Source organism: Thalassospira sp. MCCC 1A02898 (assembly GCF_001618185.1).
Taxonomy (GTDB): Bacteria; Pseudomonadota; Alphaproteobacteria; order Rhodospirillales; family Thalassospiraceae; genus Thalassospira; species Thalassospira tepidiphila.
In genome coordinates this window covers 214,457-232,546 of the sequence record NZ_LPXK01000009.1, presented here as the reverse complement: position 1 = coordinate 232,546, position 18,090 = coordinate 214,457, and the positions used below count along the sequence as shown (strand labels likewise).

Genomic DNA, 18,090 nt, shown 5'->3' with positions numbered 1-18,090 from the left:
ATGCAACGCAGGCGGTTCCCCGGACCTATAATGCGGAACGCCACCGCTAGACTGTTTTGCCTGTTGCCGCAGCCTGCCACTGCGTTCTTATGGACAAAACAACTGAGAACATAATGCGAACATTCTCACAAAAATTCGGATGTTGCAAGTTTGTTCTCATTGCTTCGAGCAGAACTTTCAGAGAACAGACGCATCAATCGCCCGCCCGGCAACAGAGGGGCGTGGGGTCAGTGACGGTTTGGCAATGCTATCAGGTGATGATTTTAAGATGTTCGTGCTTGTGCGCATGTCCATGGTGATCATCCCCATGATGATGGCTTTCGACATGTAGCTCGCCCGGCACGGTATAAAGCTGCCCGTGGCGCACGCCCGGCTGCGCCAGAACCTTGTCGGCAAAGGCACGGATTTCAGAAAGCCGCCCGCGCAATGTCACGCTTTCAAGGCAGGTATCATGATCAATATGGAAGTGCACCGTGGAAACCGTCAGATTGTGGTGTTCGTGCTGGGTGCTCATCAAGCGTGATGCCAGCATACGTTCCTCGTGATCATAGACATAGTTCAGAACCGCAATCCCGACCCCGTCGGCATTGTCTTCAAGCTTGGTGTTCTGAAGCTTTTCACGGATCAGATCGCGAAATCCCTCTGAACGGTTGGTATAGCCGCGGTGATCAAGAAACGCGTCAAACGCCTCCATCAGATCGTCTTCAATCGATACGGTCACGCGGGTCATTTTGACTACCTCTCACAATCAACGGCTTGACGAGTATGATCTTTTTTGAAAAGTTCACACCCGCACATGGTTCTTCCATAAAAACAATTTCCCAAAGGAACGCAAATGTTTCAACCAAAGTTCGCAGCAAGCATGGTGATTGGTGCCGCAACGCTTTTGATCGGTCTGTCGGCAAACGCCCATGAATTCATCGCAAGCCAATCGCCAGCAACAGCGAAGCCGGGCGAGAATGCGACACTTATCCTTGATTCGACCCATCAGTTTGGCCTTCCGGAAGAAGCAGAAGGCGTAAATGATGTGCGCGCCACGCTGATCACCGCCGATGGCACGAACGACATTGCGATTTCCCAAAATGACAACGCGCCCAATCTGATCGGTACGTTTGAAGTGCCCGATGCCGCGGCCTGGATTTCCGGCCATCGTCTGGGTGTTGTCTGGTCCCAGACCCCCGATGGCTGGCAGGCTGGCGGTGCCGATGAACATCCCGATGCCATCGCATCGACCCGCTATGAAAAGTTTGCCAAGCTTCTGGTGGGTACCGAAGACGCCGCCGATTTTGTTACCAAACCACTTGGTGATGCGCTTGAAATCGTGCCGCTCAGCGATCCGCGTGACACCAAGGTCGGCGAGGATGTCGAGTTCCAGATCCTTTTGAACGGCCACCCGTTGACGACATCGGTTCTGGCAACCTATGCCGGATTTACCGAAACACCGTCCTCCTGGGCCTATGCGACCGAGACACTGAGCACAGAGGCCGGCAGTGGCATTGCCAAGGTCCGGGTTTCCGCCCCCGGTTTGTGGATTGTGCGCGTCGCGGCTGACATGCCTGATGCCGAGGAAGGTGTCGGCAACCACAACATCCGCGCGACCCTTTCCTTTGCCGTTGATAAATGATGATGGCACGGACCGGCTTTGCACTTTTATCGGTTCTTGTGGCCCTGCTGATTGCAGGGCCATTGGCCGTCCCTGCCCCCGCCCATGCCCATGGCGCTGGCTGGCAGATCGAAGACAGTGCCAATACAAAGACCTATGGTTTCCGATATACCGACGGATCCCCGATGGCCTTTGCCGAGGTAGTTGTCACAACCAAGAACGGCAAGGTCTGGCAAAAGGCGCGCACGGACTGGATCGGTCAGTTTTCCCTTGGGCTTGGCGGCACACCGGCACCAGATGCGCCAAGTGAACTCCACATCAAGGTGGCCGATGGCATGGGGCATGTTGTGCAATTGACCTATCAGTCAACCGATACCACCGCCAACGCCACAGTCACACCTGGCGGCGGCCAGACGGCCGCTGCGTCGTCGGCAACGGCGATACAAGGCACCCCCGCGCTGTTTGATTTGCCACTTTGGGCAAGCATCCTGTTTGGCTGCAGCATCCTCGCCAACCTGTTTGGCGGGCTTTTGCTTTGGCAGCGTCGCCAGATGGCTCGGAAACAGTCGAACTGATCAGGGCATGAACAACAAGGTCACCCCGCCAAAGGCAAGACAGGTTCCGATGACCGCCTGAATGCCAACCGGCTTGCGCAGGATCAGGCCTTCATAAACGATCAGAATAACCGGCGGCAGCGCCATCAGGGTTGAGGCAATCCCGACATTAGCGTTTTGAACCGCCAGCATTGAAAGCCACACACCGATTGCGGGCCCGATAAGCGCGCCCAGCAGAAGCCATTTGCCAACATCCGGCGCAATACAGGCGGTAACAGTCCGCCGTACCCGGCCAAGAATGATCGCCAGTCCCCACATGGCAATCACCGCAACCAGTGTCCTGATCCAGGTGGCGGAAAGTGCGGAATAGCCATCAATCAGGGCATATTTCGCGGTGATCAGATTGGCGACCTGACCGACCGCGCCGCCAAAACCAAACAGAATGCCAATGGCGTAATTGCGTCCCTCAAGCCCGATCGGGCGGCCCTTTTTGCCAAGAATGACAATCAAAACACCACCCACCCCACAGGCGATCCCAGTGATTTCAATCGGACGCAGCGTTTCATCAAACAAGACCCAGGCCAGAACCGCGCCCATGATCGGAACGGTCGACATCAACAACATCGAAAGCCGCGCACCGATCAGAACAAAAGCCTGAAACAGCATGGCATCGCCAATCACGAGGCCCAATACAGACGAAAGTGACAACCAGCCAAGCTGTTCCCACGTCACGGCATTCGGCCATGGCTGGCCCAGAAGGATCCAATGCAAAATGGTCAGACAAAAAATCGAACAGGCCAGACGCCCGCGATTAACCGTCTGCGCGCCTGCCTTGCCGCCGATATTGGAGAAGATCATGCTGGAACTCGCCCAACAGAGCGCAGCAGTAAAGGCAGCAGCTTCACCAAAAAGGGAAATCATGGGGCGCGTTTCCGAAAGGGTTTGTCTGTCTGGCTTTAACACCAGTTATGAGTGCAGGTCGTGGTAGCGCATACCTGCCTCCGTCATACAGCGGAGTTTTACGTCATTTGCAATGGCTTTTATTACCTTACAAAGACGCAAGCGCCCTTAAGCACGCACGTTTTCCGTCCGCAAAATGGCAAATAGACAGATCAGATTGTTGTCTTAAGAACACAACGTATGCAGGACACGTTTGATCTTCATTGATCGTAGGCATTAAGAGTCTGAAAATCAGATTGAGTCAGCACACGGGTGATCTCTGGCAGATATTTTTCGTTCTTCTTCGAAAGCCAAAGATAGGCGTGCCCCTGCCTGACCACCGTTTTCGTCGCAGACGCCAATTGCGCTTCATACTGTTTCAGATTGTTACTTTCGATCAGAAACGCATCAAGACGACGCCTTAAAAACATATCAACGACAATGTCGTATGATGGCAAAAATATCCGGTTGATATGCCCGCCAGCAGCCTCCGAGGACCATTTGGTGCCACGACGAAGGCCCAATGTCACGGCACCAAGATCATCAACGGATTTGATCGCAGGGTCAGAGGTTACCAACAGCCCCTCACCAGAGATAAGCGGGACCGGAACCATCACTGCCTTGGCGCCAACATAAGGCGCAAACTCCGGCAACCTTGGAAAATCACCATCAATCTCACCACTCAGAAGCAGCGCCTCTGAGCGACTTGCAGGCATATATTGCACTGAAAGGCAGGGGTTATGGTCGGCAAAGATGTGTTCGAGCTTTTCACCGACTTCTCTGCCGATGGCGTCTTCAAGACCAGCCAGTTGCAAACACGGTTGTGCTCTTACTGAAATTGGCTGCCATATGACTATCATAAGAGCAATCAATACACTGGCGGTACCGAACAACCGCATACAGCGGACTCCAAGCCTGATCTGGTTACATTAGAAAAGATTATATAACTTCAACCTATCAGTTCAGCTCACGAGATTCACGATTTTGTTTCGGTTTCCATTTCCGGCTCAAGTGCAGCCCGAAAAAGGTATGTTCCCCGATCGAATTGCGGCAACAGGGCCTCGTATTCCTTGCGCAGCCAGCTATAGGTCGTCAGCGTTTCCAGTTCGATGGTGCGATAGCCTTCCGGCACGCCTTCGGTCTGATTAAGCGAGAAGTCGTCAATCAAAAGACCATCCAGCCGCCCATGACGGAGCATGCGTAACATCATCCCGGCACCCCCGGGTACGGTGACGATATCGGCAAGACCGACCAGTTCCTGTTTGCCGTGGTCATCGCCCAGCCAAACGCCGATTTCCTTGTTTTTAAGATCATTGAGTGATTTCACGGTGTCGTCGGCCGTGATCAAAAGGCTTTTGGGACGCCCAACAACCACCGCCCCGGAAACAAGCGGCACACCAGCCGATTGTCGAATGGTTTCGCCACTGGCAAAGACACCATCAATTTCGCCGCGTTTAAGCGAAACAGCGGTGCGTTTGTTTGGCAACCAGACGGGCTGCACACATAACCCGGCCTCTGCCATCGCGGCACGGTATCGCTCGGCAGAGCGGACATGATCGGCCATTTCCGGCAAGGCAATCTTGAGACAGACTTCTTCGTCTGCCTTTGCCGAGGGCAGCAATTCAAATGACAGGAAAAGTGCTGCCAGAAAAATGACAGCAAACATACACGACCGAACGATCGCATTGGGCTTGCGAAGCGCCATAGTATCACCCCCAAGGCAACATCTTCCCGGTATTTGCGGGACATGTTGCGAGCCTACCTGATCTGCCCGCCGTCATTAATTGCGGTCGGGTCATTTTCATTGTTCTTTGGTTTCGGCTTTTGCCGTTAGGGAAAACTATAAGTGCAATCCAAAAGCGCGTGCAAGCACCTGTTTGCCAACCGTCTAAGGCAAACGTATAGGTCGCAGTGCAGCATTATGCGCCAGAATCAAAGCCAAGCTGTAACGGCGCCAGAGCCAATTTGACCGCACATTGCAGCACTCAACCGCAAAGGCGGGAGCGCCTTTGGCCCAAAGTTTGATGCGGCTCAGGAGGGGTCCTTGCGGAAGGCCGCTATCTTTTCCCGGAAGCGGACGGTGCCATTATCAAATTTCGCCATCTGTTCGGCATGTTCGGCCCGAAGGAAGCTATAGACGGCGAGATTGGCAACAGGGATCGCAACAAACCCTTCGGGCGCACCACCCTGGCTGCGCAATGAATAGTCATTGAGCAAAATGCCATCCAGACGCCCTTTCACAAGCATCTCCATCATCAACTCCGGTCCACCGGCGACGGGCACAACGTGGTCATACTGTTCAAGAAGCTTTTCTGACCAGCCTGTTCCCAACCAGACGCCGATCTGCTCGGACGTAATCTCTGACAGGGTTTTGGGCCCATCCTTTTTAACGACAAACATGCCATCGGGTTTCCCCAAAATGACACTGCCCCGGATCACAGGCGTTTCGGTCGTCTTCCCGTATGTTTCAAGCATGGCAAAGACGCCATCAATCTGTTTATGGCGCATTGCCATGAACGTTCGCGCATGGGGCATCAAAACAGGTTCGACACAAAGACCGGCATCATTCATTGCCGCCTGGTAAATGTCGTGTCCGGTATCGCCAATTGTGGCTTCGGGGATGGCAATGCGCAGGCATGGCTGCTTTGCCTTTGCGCCGGGCAGCATGGCAAAGGAAAGATAAAGCGCCGCCAAACAGAACAGTGTCAGGGCACAGTTTCGTAGGAACGTGTGCAATTGAAAGCTAGCCATTTTCAGTCTCCCACGGCACCAACTGTTTGTTGAGTAACCGTATCCCGGGAAGTTCAGCTTGCACCTGGTTGGCAAGTTCTGTCGTTCCAGATTTTTTAATCCGTTGATTGAAAAGATATATTCAAACCCGCTGATTGCCTAGCGGCGAGTTATCAGCCTTAGGGGGTTTCAATTCGGAGGACCCGCATTATCGCAACAGGATACCGTAATACCAAGTTTTGCCAGAAAGGCGCGCGTGGCGCGGTCAAATTGCGGTTTGATATCGGCAAACTCGGCTTTCAGCCAGCTATGCACATCAAAATGATCAACCTCAATCGCCTTGTATCCTTCGGGCACACCGCCCGCAAGACCAAGCGAATAGGCATCAGCCAACATGGCATCAATGCGCCCTTCGGCCAGCATTTCCTTTAGCATCGCTGTACCGCGCGGCACCCTGATCACGTTTGCGTATTGCTCAACAAGCTTGGTGCACCAGGTCGCGCCAAGCGGAACGCCGACCACTTCGGTAGTAAGATCGGCGATCTTATTTACCGGTCCTTCGCGCACAACAAGATATCCTGCCAGCGATCCAAGAAGGACATTACCGGCAACCAGCGGCAGGTCTACAAGCTCCGGCAGGTCATCGCGTGCTGCAAAAACACCATCAAGTCGCCCGGAACGCAGTGCGACAACCGCGCGTGTTTGCGGCAATGCCACAGGTGATACACATAACCCCTCATCTTTCATCACCTGACGATAAAGATCGAGTTTTTGCGGACTGGATTGGAGTTCAGGCATGGCGATACGAAGGCATTTCTCATCGGCCTTGGCAGACGGCAACACCCCGAAAGACACCACAGCAGCCATAAAACATATCGTTGCAAAAACACAGGCTTTGGCAAAGCTGTGCTTTGAAGTGCGCACCATACTTACCCCCAAAGGCATTCGGTCTGTTCTTTTTCTTTTGTTTCCCGGAATTCCGTTATTTCGAACCACTCAGGAACCTGTTTGTTTTGGCCATTGCCGTTGCGGCTTTTGCGCTGCATTGCGTCAAACGATACGTCGGAATGCCGGGCTTTACCAGCCGGAATTATGTGGTTATGCGCAGAGGAAAAAGAAACCCCGGTGCTCTGCAACCTGGCCGTCAGGCCCAAGAATTTCACACTATCGGCTTCTTTGCCCCGCCCCTTAAACAAGGTTTGGCTCGTAGCCGCTTGACCATCGACAAATGTTCCAGCATTGCGCGCTTTTGGAACTTGACCAATATGCGGATGGGGCGCACCATCTGCGCGCGGCTGGCCCGGAAATCGGGAAAGCAGCGCCACCAAGCCACCAAAGTTTGCAACCGTGCCGCCCTGCATCCCCCTTGGATGCACGACGCCCCATATTCCGGACACCCTCGATGAAACCAGGGGATATCGCCCGCTACCTGTTCCTCGCCATCGTGTGGGGACTGTCATTCCTCGTTGTTGTTAAAATTGTCGAGGCCTTTGGCTGGGTCGGTGCCGTCACCTTCCGCGCCCTAATTGCCGCCGGATCGCTTTATCTTCTTGCCCGGTTGTTTCGCCGCAAACTTGATTTTTCTGCTGGTTGGCGTCCCTTTGCCATTGTCGGTGCCACCACGGTTGCCGGGCAACTGATCGGCCTTTCCTATGCCGCACCACGGATCGGGACCGCGATGGCCGCCATTTTTGTCGCAGCCATTCCATTGTTTTCCATGATCATCAGCCAACTCTGGGGTCTTGAGCGCACTACAAGACAGGGCTTTGCGGGCTTGGTGCTTGGCATCAGTGGCATTGTGTTGCTGGTCGGGTTCCCCGCCGTCCCGGTCACGTTCGAATTTGCCCTTGGCTGTGTGGCATCAATCCTGGCCGCCCTGTGTGCGGCCTTTGGCAGCAACTATGCCAGCCGCCATCTGCGCAACAGTGGCAATTGGGAAACCACCATCGGGGCGTTTCTGTTTGGTGGATTGATGACCTTGCCGCTGATCTTTGCCGTGCCGCTGGAACGCACGCCGGTTGCCATGGACTATCTGTATCTGATCATTGCCGCAGTTTTGATGAGTGTGTGCACCTATATCGCCTATTTCCGACTGGTCGCCTCCATCGGGCCGACGCGGGCAATCAGTGTTGAGTTTCTGGTCACCGTGATTGCCGTCTTTATCGGTGCGACCGTTCTGGGTGAAAAACTTTCCGCCATGCAGTTCATTGGAGGGATAACAATCATGGTGGGCTGCGCGCTGGTGCTGAACCTTGTGCCTGCGTGGATGCGTCCGCGTCCGAGCGTCCCTGAAATCCCGTAAGCCACGCGGACCACATCCGCCAAGGAACAAGCAGGCCTGTGAGAAGTTAGACTAGATAGTCCTCTCTGATCACGGAAAGCAGCGCATGCCCTTTGACCTTGGCCAGCAGTCGCTCGGCATAATTGTGATGACCTTTGCGGTCTGCACACTGATTATCGGTTTTGCTGGGACCCGACTTGCAGGAATTGCCGTCAAACTGGCCGAGCGCACAGGCATGGGGCAAATCATCGCAGGCGCGTTGTTTGTCGGCATGTCGACCAGCCTGCCGGGCAGTGTCCTGTCGGTGACTACCGCGTGGCAGGGACATACCGATCTTGCGATTGGCAACGCCCTTGGCGGGATCGCCGCCCAGACAACCTTTCTGGCGATTGCCGATCTGGTTTATCGTAAGGGCAATCTCGAACATGCCGCCGCAAGCGCTACTGGCCTTGCGCAAACCACCCTTCTTTTAAGCATGCTGTCCGTGCCGCTTCTGGCCTATGCCGGGCCGGAATGGATGATTTTTCATATTCACCCGGCATCAATCCTTTTGTTTATCATTTATGCGTTTGGTCTGAACCTTTTGTCGGAAATCCGCGATGAACCGATGTGGCATCCCAAGAAAACCGACCTGACCGAAGAAGACGCCAAACATGACGAAGCCGACACCCACCCGGAAAGCTCCGTTCGGCTATGGGGTGAATTTCTGGCCTTCGCCCTTCTGACCGCCATTGCCGGTCACGTCATCGGGCAGGCCGGCCTTGCAATCGTTGCAGTGACCGGGATCAGTGAAACCGCCGTTGGCACCTTCCTGACTGCGATTTCAACATCCTTCCCGGAATTTGTTTCGGCCATTGCCGCGGTGAGGATGGGGGCAGTTAATCTGGCAGTCGGCGACATCATCGGCGGCAATGCCTTTGATGTGCTGTTTTTGGCCGCATCCGACTTTGCCTATCGCGAAGGGTCGATCTACGCCGCCTTTACCGATCAGCACATCTTCACCATCGCGCTGGTCATTCTGATGAGCGGGGTGTTGCTGTTAGGCATGCTCAACCGCGAACGCCGTGGCATTGGCAATATCGGCTGGGAAAGCTTCGCGATGCTGGCACTTTATGGTGGATCAATATTCTATCTGGCGGGCTAGATTCTATCTGGCGGGCTGGCCTGTGGCGTAAACGCCTCAAAGCACTTCCTTGACCTTGGTCGCAAGGTCTTTGAGAGAGAATGGCTTGGGCAGGAAGTGTACGCCATTTTCTTCATCAAGCTCATCGCGATAGGTATCTTCGGCATAGCCCGAAATAAAGATGACCTTCAGTTCCGGCTTTTGCTCGCGCAGCATCCGGATCAAGGTCGGGCCATCAATGCCCGGCATAACCACGTCCGAAATCACCAGATCAATGACCTTGTCGGTATTATTGAGCACCTCAAGCGCGTTGTCGCCGTTATTGGCTTCGAGCACGTCATAGCCCTTGCTGCGAAGAGCCCGTGCACCAAAGGTCCGGACCGCATCCTCATCCTCGACCAGCAAGATTGCGCCGGTGCCGGTCAGATCGCGCGACGGGGTTTCTTCAACGACAGCCTGTGTTTCGGCAATCTCAGCCTCGGATGCCTCATAGCGCGGCAGATAGATGGTAAAGGTCGTGCCTTTGCCTTCTTCGCTGTTGACCGCGATGAAGCCACCGGTCTGTTTGACGATGCCATACACGGTTGAAAGCCCAAGACCCGTCCCCTCGCCGCGCTGTTTGGTCGAGAAGAAGGGCTCGAAAATGCGGGTAAGGTTTTCTTTCGGAATGCCAATCCCGGTATCGGTGACCTTGATGCCGATATAATTGCCCGGCGGGATGACCTCGGTGCCGGTTGCGGTCGGCTCGTCAATAATTTCGGTGCTGGTCTGAACCGTAAGCGTCCCGCCCTCGCCCGCCATGGCATCACGCGCATTGACGACAAGGTTAATGATCACCTGATCAAGCTGACCCGGATCGACCTTGACCAATCCGATGTCGCGACCGTGGCTGACTTTAAGATCAATCTTCTCGCCAATCAGGCGGCGCAGAAGATTGGACATCTCGGCCAGGGCATCAGTGATATTGATGATTTTCGGCTGCAAGGTCTGACGGCGCGAGAACGCCAAAAGCTGCCGGACAAGGTTGGCAGCACGGTTGGCATTCTGCTTGATCTGCATGATATCGGCAAAGCTCGGATCACCCGGCCCATGACGCGACAGCAACAGATCACAGAACCCGATCATTGCGGTCAGAAGGTTATTGAAGTCATGCGCCACCCCACCGGCAAGCTGACCAACAGCCTGCATTTTCTGGGACTGGGCAAATTGTTCCTCAAGGTTCTTCTGTTCGGTCGTATCAAGGAAGTTCAAAAGCAACGCACCGGCTTCACCCGAACGGCCTGCGACACGTTGCAGATAAATCTGGGCGGCAACCCCGCGTGAACCGGCAAGGCGGGCTTCGATCTGTCCGCCTTTGCCCATGCCCATCACGGCCTTCGACAAATAGCGCGCCACTTCGTCGCGGTCTTCAGGCAGGATCAGCTCAAGGATGGAGCGCCCGACAACCTTGTCATGGTTTTGTCCGGCCGTGACAATGAAGGACCGGTTGGCATCGGTAACCGTGCCCGACATATCCGCCAGAACAATCGAAAGCGGGCTTTCATCAAAGAACCAGCGCACCCGGCGTTCGGTTTCAGCCAGCGCATGTTCCCATTCATGGGCAGGCATCGGATCGGGGAAGATCACGGCCTGACTGCGTACAGGGCCCGTGCCCGGCGCATTGATCGAATGGGTCACAAAGCAGCGAATGGGCTCGCCACCGGCCACCTTGAACTTGACCTCGCCGTTGACCCCGTCACCGACGATCAAATCGGCAAGTTCGACGGAACCATTGTTAAAGTCTTCGGGCTCCCCGCCAAGCCAGCTTGCCAGACGGCGGTTGAGGTACAGAATGCGTCCTTCTTCATCAAGGCCACACACCCCGACCGGCAAACGTTCGATCATCTGATCGGCATGCTCAAAGCCGCTTTGCGCCGTTGCAACCGGCAGGTTGGCCGCCATTTCGGTGGCCTGAGGTGCAGACAGGGCAAAGCTCTTCTGGGGTTCTGAGGGCGGCAAGAGCAAGGACGCATCGCTATCGGCGAGAACGACACTATCCACACCGTCAACGGTCCACAGCATTTGGCCGGCACGCGCATTCGCCGCAGTCACCGAAATACGCAGACACGCACCGTTAGGCGATTTGGTCTCATCCAGCTTGCCGTCATCCTGTTCGACATCATCAGCATTCTCGCCGCCATCGTTATCCGAGGCAGCATTGTCTGATTGAAGTTTTTCGGAGCGCGAAAGATCGACAAACATCTGTCCGCCTTCGCCGCGCATGGCGCGCGTACGAAGCTCTGCAAGTTCGTCACTGCCAATCCCGAGGAAGGACAGACGTGCCTCAAGCGCGGACAACATGTCCGACCCTGCATCAATGCCGAGCTTGGATGAAAAGGCCGGGTTGGCATAAAGCGTCTTGCCATAGGCATCAATCAAAGCAACGCCGATGTCGGATTTGGCAAAACCGGAAATCAGCGGCCCAAGGCCATCATGCCCGCCATTGCGCAGCTTTGCCGAGAGGGACAGCGACGCAACCGCCACAACGGCGACACCGGTGACCATCGCCCCGATAATCCACATCAGGCGCGCATCAAGACCCGCCTTTGCCAACACATCCATCAGGACGAAGACAAACGCGACAAATGCGACACTTACAGCAAGGATAAGTCCCCGAAACAGCACGCGACCGCCTTTAACGACAATAACTTAACAAAATAGTCTATACTTTTAGCTGCTTATCGCCCAACTGGCTACCGACAAGTTTGTCGTCCATCACACAGCCCGGCAATCCCCCCAAACCGAACGCAACGCCCGCAAAATATGCGAAAGGCAGGAACCAAGAATGGTCCTGCCTTTCGAAGATTACAATTCCGCGGTTTCAGTTCACGATTTTGCTGTGATCAATACCTAGCGGCTCAGACGCTTAACCTGCGCTTCGTCGAGTTTGATGCCGTCGAATTCAACGCTAACTCCCTCGTCGCTTACATTGCGTACGATGGCACGTACGGGTTTGTTCAAACCAGGAAGTTCAACTTCGACCTTGGTGCCCAAAGCAATTCTCTCATTGCACGAGAGCTTCGCCCCGCGTTCGGAGATGTTTTCAAGTCGCGCCTTCGATGCCTTACCGCCAAAGCTGATAGCCACATCCTTCGAGGCGCGATGACGGGTCGAAGAGCGACGGTCAACATCAGAGGTCGAAGTCCGGACAACTTCGACGAGCACATTGCGAAGATCTCGCACAGCATGTGCGACCTTCTCGGAAAGAGCACCAACCTCGGCGGCAAGTCGCCCCGTGCCCGATGCTTCTTCGGAAACCTCATTGATCCGACTCGAAACTTCACGGGATGCATCAGCGGTTTCGTTTACATTACGTGCGATTTCCGATGTTGCAGCACTCTGTTCCTCGACGGCAGCCGCAATCGCGGTCGAAACTTCATCCATTTCGTGGATTTTCTCGGCGATGGTTGCCACTGCCGTAACGGCGGAATCCGTCACCGCCTGAATTTCCGCAATTTGACGGGTAATTTCATCGGTCGAACGGCTGGTCTGCGTTGCCAGATTCTTGACTTCCTGCGCAACCACGGCAAAGCCCTTGCCTGCATCACCGGCACGGGCGGCCTCGATGGTGGCATTCAAGGCAAGAAGGTTGGTCTGCTCGGCAATGCCGGAGATCAGCTCCACTACCTCGCCAATGCCACGCACGCTGTCTGCCAGCTGCGAGACGGTTGCTTCTGTTGTGCGGCTGGCCTCAACAGCGTCTTCACTGACCCGGTTGGCACGTGAAATCTGACCATTGATTTCGCCCAGCGAAGAGTTCAGTTCTTCACCGGCACCGGCAACCGCTTCTACCGTCGCCAGTGCCTGTTCAGAGGCCGCAGCAACGGTCTGGGAATTGCCCTGAACAAGGTCGGCAGAACTCGACATGCGATGGGCTGCCTCTGCCAGTTCACCGGTTTGTCCCGAAATGATTTCAACTACGCGGCGGGTTTCATTTTCAACCCGCTCGGCCATTTCCATTAGAGACTGGCGGCGCTGCTTTTCGGATTCCAAGCGATCAGCTTCTTGCTGTTCGCGCATTTTAAGGTTGTTCAAACCGGTTTCGCGGAACACATGCATAACCCGAACCAGATCGCCGACTTCGTCACTACGCTTGGTTTCAGTGAGTTTGACGTCATATTTGCCATCAGCCAGTTGCGCCAGCGTGGTCACGCTCTCGGCGACCGGTGCTGAAATGCGGCGATGCATGACCCATGCAATCAATGCACAAACAATGATTGATGCAATGGTCACTGCCGTTGTAAGAACGAAAACAAACTCAACATTGCGTTCAAGGCCATGAAGCTTGTCGACCAGGGCTTGTTCGATTGAGATACTATAGGTATCGGTGTACTCGACAGCAACTTCAAGCGCCGCAGCAAGGTTTGCCGCAGCATCATCAAAGTTGCCCATCATCTTGTTGCCAACTTCAGGACCACCGTTGATATAGCCCTGCGCCATTTCCTTGCCAGCGGCATAATAAGCCGGAAAAGCGGCCTCGACCTTTTCAAGGGATGCTAGCAACTCATCCTGCCCCAGCTTTTCAGCCAGAGCTTTTGCTTTTGCCAAGTTTTCTGCCAATGCCTGTGCAGCGATTTCGGCCTCGTCAAAGCCGTCATTGAGGCCATCAAGCCCACGGGTCGCAGAAATATCGGTCAACCATTGCTGAACCTGAACAACATTAAAGCGCGCGCCCTCAATCGCCTTAATCAAGCTCGGTACATCCAAACTGACAACCACACCAATTTCGGCAGCTTCATGAGTCGCACGACGGCTCTCGCCATTCACGATACCTATACCAAAAGCCACCGCGATCAGCATGACGACGATAATCGCGTTCGACAGGGCTATCTGCCCGGCAATCCTCAATTTCATAAAGACATTCCCGTTAGAAAAGGCACATATTTTTGCAATGGACTAGGCGTACATAACCGCCCGTATAGTATCAAAAACACGCAATGGGAACCACTAATTTGCTTCTACCACCTATGCGGCAATCACCGATCGCCGCAAATCATTGCAAGCAAAACGTACTATAGTATTACAGAAAGTAATTTTTATAGATCAGACGGACCTAAGAAGCTTACTATCCAAGCTTCTTGCCACGTTGACGGAAAACGAACGAGATGATTTCGGCAACGGCCTTGTAGTGCTCGGGCGGTATTTCCTGATCGATTTCAACGGTGGCAAACAGGGCACGCGCAACCGGCGGGTTTTCCATGATCGTGATGTTGTGCTCCTCGGCAACTTCACGAATTTTAAGCGCGACATTGTCCTGCCCCTTGGCGATACAAACCGGGGCCCCCATGGTATCGATGTCATATTGCAGGGCGACGGCAAAGTGCGTCGGGTTGGTGATGACCACGTCGGCCTTGGGCACGTTTGACATCATGCGCTGCTGGGCGCGTTCCATCCTGATCTGGCGGACCTTTGCCTTGATCTCGGGGCTACCCTCGGTCTGTTTGTATTCGTCCTTGATCTCCTGCTTGGACATTTTCATTTTCTGATTGAACTCGTACTTCTGATAGGCAAAGTCGAGCCCGGCAATCACCGCAGTGAGCGAGATCGTCGCAATCAGCAGGATCACAATCATGTCGTAAAGGCGTTCCAGCGTCAGGCCGAGCGACAGCTGGGGATACAGTTCAACGTCCATCAGTTCAGGCACGATCACGAGGCCCAGCACAACCCCAACAAGGATGATCTTGCTGACGTTTTTGACAAACTCGACCATGCTTTTCATCGAAAACAGGTTCTTGAGCCCGGTCAGCGGGTTCAGTTTATCGGGCTTGGGTTCGATCCGTTCCATCGCAACAACGATACCGTTCTGGACAATATGCCCGGCTGCGGCAAAAAACATCAACAGCACAAACGGAATGCCCAGAACCCAAAGCATGCCCAAAATCACGTCTTCAAACAGACCGGGAATGCCCGCCTGGGTGACGTCAAATCGGTGCGGATGCTCAAGGAAACCGACAGCAAGATCACGAACGCTTGCGGCCATGCTCGGCCCGAGCATGGTCATGACAAGACCACCGCCGAACAGGATCATGAAGTTGCCGACTTCCTTGGAAACCGGCACCTGACCTTTCTTTCGCGCGTCCTCAAGCTTTTTACTTGTGGGGTCTTCTGTCTTTTGGCTGTCGTCTTCTTCTGCCATTGGCAAACCCATGCTTGGCAATGCGGGGGAAAATGCTGCCCGTCATTGCCTTACGGACTAAGAAACGCCTCAAGCCCGTTCTCGAAATATGCAAGATAAACCATCATCATGGATGGCAGGGCCAAGGTCAACAAAAGCAGTGCGATCGCGATCTGGACCGGCATCGCGACAAAGAACACCGGCAATTGCGGCATCAGCTTGTTAAGCAGACCCAACGCAATCTGCAAACAGATCGCGACCACCAGAAACGGTGCCGACATCTGCATTGCAATCGCGAAGCTGTCATTCAGCGCCCTTGCAAAAAACTCGCTCATATCACCAACCGGCAAAACACCGCCCGGCGGAAACAGGGTATAGCTTTCAAACACCGCCTGGATCATCAGGTGATCCATCCCGGTGGCAAACAGCAACACCAACCCGACCTGCATCAGGAAATTACCGGTCACAGCACTTTGCGCCCCGGACAACGGATCGGCGGTGAAGGCGTTCGCCATCGATGACAGATAGGCAATAATCGACCCGGCAGTCTGGATTCCGGCCATCATCACCTGGGCGAACAGGGCAAAGAACAATCCCACCGTGACTTCATATCCGATACCCACCAGAAGAGACGGCGCATCAGCGGGCTGTGGCGGGAAAAGCGGCCCGGCCAACGGCGAAATGACAACCGCCACCCAAAAGGCAAACAACAGGCGCGCGCGTGCCGGAACGGCACGCGCCCCGATACCCGGCATAAAGGCAAAGGCCGCCCCCACCCTGGCGAAAGTCATCAGGACGACGTAAACATTCAGCGTAAGAAGTTCTTGAAGATCCATGTCGTCTTCGACTGCCTTACTCATTCACGCTGGCGGGCGGCGGGTTTAACGCTAATTCGGTAGCCCGATAAAGTGGTCAACCATTCGGCCCATAAATTCAACCATCTCGGTCATCATCCATGGCAGCAAAACCAGAAGCGCGATGAAGATCACCAGAATTTTGGGCACGAAGGTCAGTGTCATTTCCTGAATCTGTGTCAGGGCCTGAAACAGGGCGATGATCAGGCCAACCCCAAGCGCAATAAGCATCAACGGCGTGGTGACTTTCAGCAGTGTCCACACCGCGTCATAGGCCACGTCCATGATTTCAGCTTGATCCATCGGGTCTTCCTGTTTCGCCGTCTTGTCATGCGGGCCGCTTCGGGCCTTTATCCTTCATACAGGATTTATCACGGGTTTTGCCATGATTTCCTGACTTATCAAACGCTTCCTTGCGGATTTCCCCAAAAACACAAAAACCGCACGAATGATCGCGCGGTTTTATCAAGGGCGTCTGAAAATGCCGATCAAACCGGCATGTTGAGAATGCTCTGATAGGCTTCAACGGCCTTGTCACGAACCGAGACAACGGTACGCAGGGTAACTTCGGCGGCGGATACCGCAGTCACCACTTCGTGCAGTTCGGCATCACCGGTAATGGCCTTTTGGGTCATCTGTTCGCTGACTTTCATGGTATCGCGGGCATCATATGCCGCCCCCTTGACCATGTCGGCAAAACTTTCCCCCGGATTCACGGACTGGCCCGAACCGGTTACGGTTTCCGTAACGGTGTTGGTCTTGCCAGCGGCCGCATTACGGTAGGCAGAAATAGCATCGTTGAAGCTTGCGACCATGGGTATCAATCCTTAAGCGTGTTCTTGTCCCGTTATATCGACTGCCTACTGCAGGATATCAAGGGTCTTGAGCAACATACTGCGCGATGACTGGATCACATTGAGGTTGGCCTCGTATGAACGCTGTGCTTCGCGCATATCCATCATTTCGACCAGCGTTTCAACGTTCGGGGTCTGAACATAGCCCTGATCGTTTGCTGCCGGATGGCTTGGTTCATATCTCATACCAAAATCAGAGCGATCCGGCATCACCTTATTGACCTTGACCATCTCAACGCCAACTTCGCGGTCCATGACGTTTTTAAACGTCAGAAGCTTACGGCGATAGGGCTCCTGCCCCGGTGCCGTTGCAAGGCTGTCTGCGTTGGCAACGTTTTCAGCCGCAACACGAAGACGGGTACCCTGTGCGCGCATACCGGCAGCCGAGATTTTAAAAGCCTTGTAAAGTTCCATGGTTCTTACTCTCTAACGACAGGTTAAATGCGGCCAAGGGCCGAAATGAACATTGATTTCTGTTTGGCATACAGACGGGTCATGGTCTGATAATCGACCTGGTTTTCGTTCATCTTGACCATCTGTTCTTCAAGGATGACGGCGTTTTTGCCCGGTGCGACTTCATAGTTCTTGCGCACTTCCTCGTCCTTGAAGTTCTGCGGTTTGTTAAGACCCTGACTATGGCCCGGCGTGGTCGCCTGCATCGCAAGGATGAACTGACGGTCGCGGCCGATATTCTTCGGGTCGAATTCCTTAAGATCGTTGGCGCGGTAGTTCGGCGTATCGGAGTTAGCAATATTCTGCGCGATGACTTCCTGACGCTGAGTCAGCCAGTCCATCTTCTCTTTGAGGTTGGCGAACATGCCAAGTTTGCCGATATCCATTTCCTGCTCCTTGTCTGCGCGTCTTGCAGTATTGAGTGCGCGGGTAAAGCCGAAGTTAACATCACGCCCTGATCGGACCCGGATCGTTCGAAGGGCCGTTTTTGCCGCCCCGATAAATCCTGCCAATACAAATGCACGTAGCGTGCCAAACATAAAAAC

The 18,090-nt window shown here is 54.3% G+C and carries 19 protein-coding genes; 4 read left to right on the top strand and 15 right to left on the bottom strand.

The features are described 5' to 3' along the window. Positions 1 to 250: 250 nt before the first annotated feature. Positions 251 to 730, bottom strand: coding sequence for a nickel-responsive transcriptional regulator NikR (gene nikR / locus AUQ41_RS07785; RefSeq protein WP_063087556.1), 480 nt, complete (start codon positions 728 to 730; stop codon positions 251 to 253). 105 nt (positions 731 to 835) lie between these two features. On the opposite strand from nikR, the gene AUQ41_RS07780 reads away from it, so the two are divergent. Both AUQ41_RS07780 and AUQ41_RS07775 read left to right on the top strand, forming a co-directional pair. After that, the gene (locus AUQ41_RS07780; protein ID WP_063087554.1) at positions 836 to 1,624 is read left to right on the top strand and encodes a DUF4198 domain-containing protein; all 789 of its coding nucleotides are present in this window, start codon (positions 836 to 838) and stop codon (positions 1,622 to 1,624) included. Beyond that, positions 1,621 to 2,178, top strand: coding sequence for a hypothetical protein (locus tag AUQ41_RS07775; protein WP_063087552.1), 558 nt, complete (start codon positions 1,621 to 1,623; stop codon positions 2,176 to 2,178). The genes AUQ41_RS07780 and AUQ41_RS07775 overlap by 4 nt, the downstream gene beginning before the upstream one ends. Here AUQ41_RS07775 and AUQ41_RS07770 read toward each other — a convergent pair whose 3' ends face one another. The 6 genes from AUQ41_RS07770 to AUQ41_RS07745 form a co-directional block, all read right to left on the bottom strand. Continuing rightward, on the bottom strand, positions 2,179 to 3,078 hold the full coding sequence (locus AUQ41_RS07770) for a DMT family transporter (protein ID WP_063087550.1): 900 nt from the start codon (positions 3,076 to 3,078) through the stop codon (positions 2,179 to 2,181). A 239-nt stretch (positions 3,079 to 3,317) separates the two neighbouring features. Next, positions 3,318 to 3,995 (bottom strand): ABC transporter substrate-binding protein, encoded by a 678-nt coding sequence (locus tag AUQ41_RS07765; protein ID WP_143588736.1) that lies wholly within the window; start codon positions 3,993 to 3,995, stop codon positions 3,318 to 3,320. Between the two features lie 77 nt (positions 3,996 to 4,072). Then, on the bottom strand, positions 4,073 to 4,801 hold the full coding sequence (locus AUQ41_RS07760; protein ID WP_063087546.1) for an ABC transporter substrate-binding protein: 729 nt from the start codon (positions 4,799 to 4,801) through the stop codon (positions 4,073 to 4,075). 326 nt (positions 4,802 to 5,127) lie between these two features. After that, on the bottom strand, positions 5,128 to 5,847 hold the full coding sequence (locus AUQ41_RS07755) for an ABC transporter substrate-binding protein (RefSeq protein WP_143588737.1): 720 nt from the start codon (positions 5,845 to 5,847) through the stop codon (positions 5,128 to 5,130). Positions 5,848 to 6,015: 168 nt separating this feature from the next. Continuing rightward, a complete protein-coding gene (locus tag AUQ41_RS07750) occupies positions 6,016 to 6,693 on the bottom strand; it encodes an ABC transporter substrate-binding protein (protein WP_143588738.1) in 678 nt (225 codons plus the stop codon). Positions 6,694 to 6,755: 62 nt separating this feature from the next. Beyond that, the gene (locus AUQ41_RS07745) at positions 6,756 to 7,187 is read right to left on the bottom strand and encodes a hypothetical protein (RefSeq protein ID WP_063087540.1); all 432 of its coding nucleotides are present in this window, start codon (positions 7,185 to 7,187) and stop codon (positions 6,756 to 6,758) included. A 41-nt stretch (positions 7,188 to 7,228) separates the two neighbouring features. On the opposite strand from AUQ41_RS07745, the gene AUQ41_RS07740 reads away from it, so the two are divergent. Both AUQ41_RS07740 and AUQ41_RS07735 read left to right on the top strand, forming a co-directional pair. After that, on the top strand, positions 7,229 to 8,128 hold the full coding sequence (locus AUQ41_RS07740) for a DMT family transporter (protein ID WP_063087538.1): 900 nt from the start codon (positions 7,229 to 7,231) through the stop codon (positions 8,126 to 8,128). A gap of 85 nt (positions 8,129 to 8,213) precedes the next feature. Continuing rightward, complete coding sequence (locus AUQ41_RS07735; RefSeq protein ID WP_008890373.1) at positions 8,214 to 9,251, top strand: sodium:calcium antiporter; 1,038 nt, start codon at positions 8,214 to 8,216, stop codon at positions 9,249 to 9,251. A 36-nt stretch (positions 9,252 to 9,287) separates the two neighbouring features. On the opposite strand, the gene AUQ41_RS07730 is transcribed toward AUQ41_RS07735, so the two are convergent. From AUQ41_RS07730 to AUQ41_RS07695, 8 genes are all read right to left on the bottom strand, one after another. Next, positions 9,288 to 11,894, bottom strand: a complete 2,607-nt coding sequence (locus AUQ41_RS07730) for a PAS domain-containing sensor histidine kinase (RefSeq protein WP_063087536.1) — start codon at positions 11,892 to 11,894, stop codon at positions 9,288 to 9,290. A gap of 225 nt (positions 11,895 to 12,119) precedes the next feature. Further along, entirely contained in the window at positions 12,120 to 14,123 is a 2,004-nt protein-coding gene (locus AUQ41_RS07725) for a methyl-accepting chemotaxis protein (protein WP_063087534.1), read from the bottom strand. Positions 14,124 to 14,334: 211 nt separating this feature from the next. Continuing rightward, positions 14,335 to 15,405 carry a flagellar biosynthesis protein FlhB gene (flhB, locus tag AUQ41_RS07720; protein WP_063087532.1) on the bottom strand — a complete coding sequence of 357 codons (1,071 nt, stop codon included), beginning with the start codon at positions 15,403 to 15,405 and terminating at the stop codon, positions 14,335 to 14,337. Positions 15,406 to 15,455: 50 nt separating this feature from the next. Next, the gene (gene fliR, locus AUQ41_RS07715; protein ID WP_232308332.1) at positions 15,456 to 16,244 is read right to left on the bottom strand and encodes a flagellar biosynthetic protein FliR; all 789 of its coding nucleotides are present in this window, start codon (positions 16,242 to 16,244) and stop codon (positions 15,456 to 15,458) included. Positions 16,245 to 16,271: 27 nt separating this feature from the next. Continuing rightward, positions 16,272 to 16,541 carry a flagellar biosynthesis protein FliQ gene (gene fliQ / locus AUQ41_RS07710; RefSeq protein WP_063087530.1) on the bottom strand — a complete coding sequence of 90 codons (270 nt, stop codon included), beginning with the start codon at positions 16,539 to 16,541 and terminating at the stop codon, positions 16,272 to 16,274. A 185-nt stretch (positions 16,542 to 16,726) separates the two neighbouring features. After that, positions 16,727 to 17,053, bottom strand: a complete 327-nt coding sequence (gene fliE / locus AUQ41_RS07705) for a flagellar hook-basal body complex protein FliE (RefSeq protein WP_008890380.1) — start codon at positions 17,051 to 17,053, stop codon at positions 16,727 to 16,729. Between the two features lie 45 nt (positions 17,054 to 17,098). Beyond that, on the bottom strand, positions 17,099 to 17,506 hold the full coding sequence (gene flgC, locus AUQ41_RS07700) for a flagellar basal body rod protein FlgC (protein ID WP_063087529.1): 408 nt from the start codon (positions 17,504 to 17,506) through the stop codon (positions 17,099 to 17,101). A gap of 23 nt (positions 17,507 to 17,529) precedes the next feature. Then, positions 17,530 to 18,057, bottom strand: a complete 528-nt coding sequence (locus tag AUQ41_RS07695; RefSeq protein ID WP_232308331.1) for a flagellar basal body protein — start codon at positions 18,055 to 18,057, stop codon at positions 17,530 to 17,532. Positions 18,058 to 18,090 lie beyond the last annotated feature (33 nt).

Coding starts and splice junctions, on each gene's coding strand:
- nikR (WP_063087556.1), bottom strand. CDS start 730: ATGACCCGCGTGACCGTATCGATTGAAGACGATCTGATGGAGGCGTTT.
- AUQ41_RS07780 (WP_063087554.1), top strand. CDS start 836: ATGTTTCAACCAAAGTTCGCAGCAAGCATGGTGATTGGTGCCGCAACG.
- AUQ41_RS07775 (WP_063087552.1), top strand. CDS start 1,621: ATGATGATGGCACGGACCGGCTTTGCACTTTTATCGGTTCTTGTGGCC.
- AUQ41_RS07770 (WP_063087550.1), bottom strand. CDS start 3,078: ATGATTTCCCTTTTTGGTGAAGCTGCTGCCTTTACTGCTGCGCTCTGT.
- AUQ41_RS07765 (WP_143588736.1), bottom strand. CDS start 3,995: ATGCGGTTGTTCGGTACCGCCAGTGTATTGATTGCTCTTATGATAGTC.
- AUQ41_RS07760 (WP_063087546.1), bottom strand. CDS start 4,801: ATGGCGCTTCGCAAGCCCAATGCGATCGTTCGGTCGTGTATGTTTGCT.
- AUQ41_RS07755 (WP_143588737.1), bottom strand. CDS start 5,847: ATGGCTAGCTTTCAATTGCACACGTTCCTACGAAACTGTGCCCTGACA.
- AUQ41_RS07750 (WP_143588738.1), bottom strand. CDS start 6,693: ATGGCTGCTGTGGTGTCTTTCGGGGTGTTGCCGTCTGCCAAGGCCGAT.
- AUQ41_RS07745 (WP_063087540.1), bottom strand. CDS start 7,187: ATGCAGGGCGGCACGGTTGCAAACTTTGGTGGCTTGGTGGCGCTGCTT.
- AUQ41_RS07740 (WP_063087538.1), top strand. CDS start 7,229: ATGAAACCAGGGGATATCGCCCGCTACCTGTTCCTCGCCATCGTGTGG.
- AUQ41_RS07735 (WP_008890373.1), top strand. CDS start 8,214: ATGCCCTTTGACCTTGGCCAGCAGTCGCTCGGCATAATTGTGATGACC.
- AUQ41_RS07725 (WP_063087534.1), bottom strand. CDS start 14,123: ATGAAATTGAGGATTGCCGGGCAGATAGCCCTGTCGAACGCGATTATC.
- flhB (WP_063087532.1), bottom strand. CDS start 15,405: ATGGCAGAAGAAGACGACAGCCAAAAGACAGAAGACCCCACAAGTAAA.
- fliR (WP_232308332.1), bottom strand. CDS start 16,244: ATGAGTAAGGCAGTCGAAGACGACATGGATCTTCAAGAACTTCTTACG.
- fliQ (WP_063087530.1), bottom strand. CDS start 16,541: ATGGATCAAGCTGAAATCATGGACGTGGCCTATGACGCGGTGTGGACA.
- fliE (WP_008890380.1), bottom strand. CDS start 17,053: ATGGTCGCAAGCTTCAACGATGCTATTTCTGCCTACCGTAATGCGGCC.
- flgC (WP_063087529.1), bottom strand. CDS start 17,506: ATGGAACTTTACAAGGCTTTTAAAATCTCGGCTGCCGGTATGCGCGCA.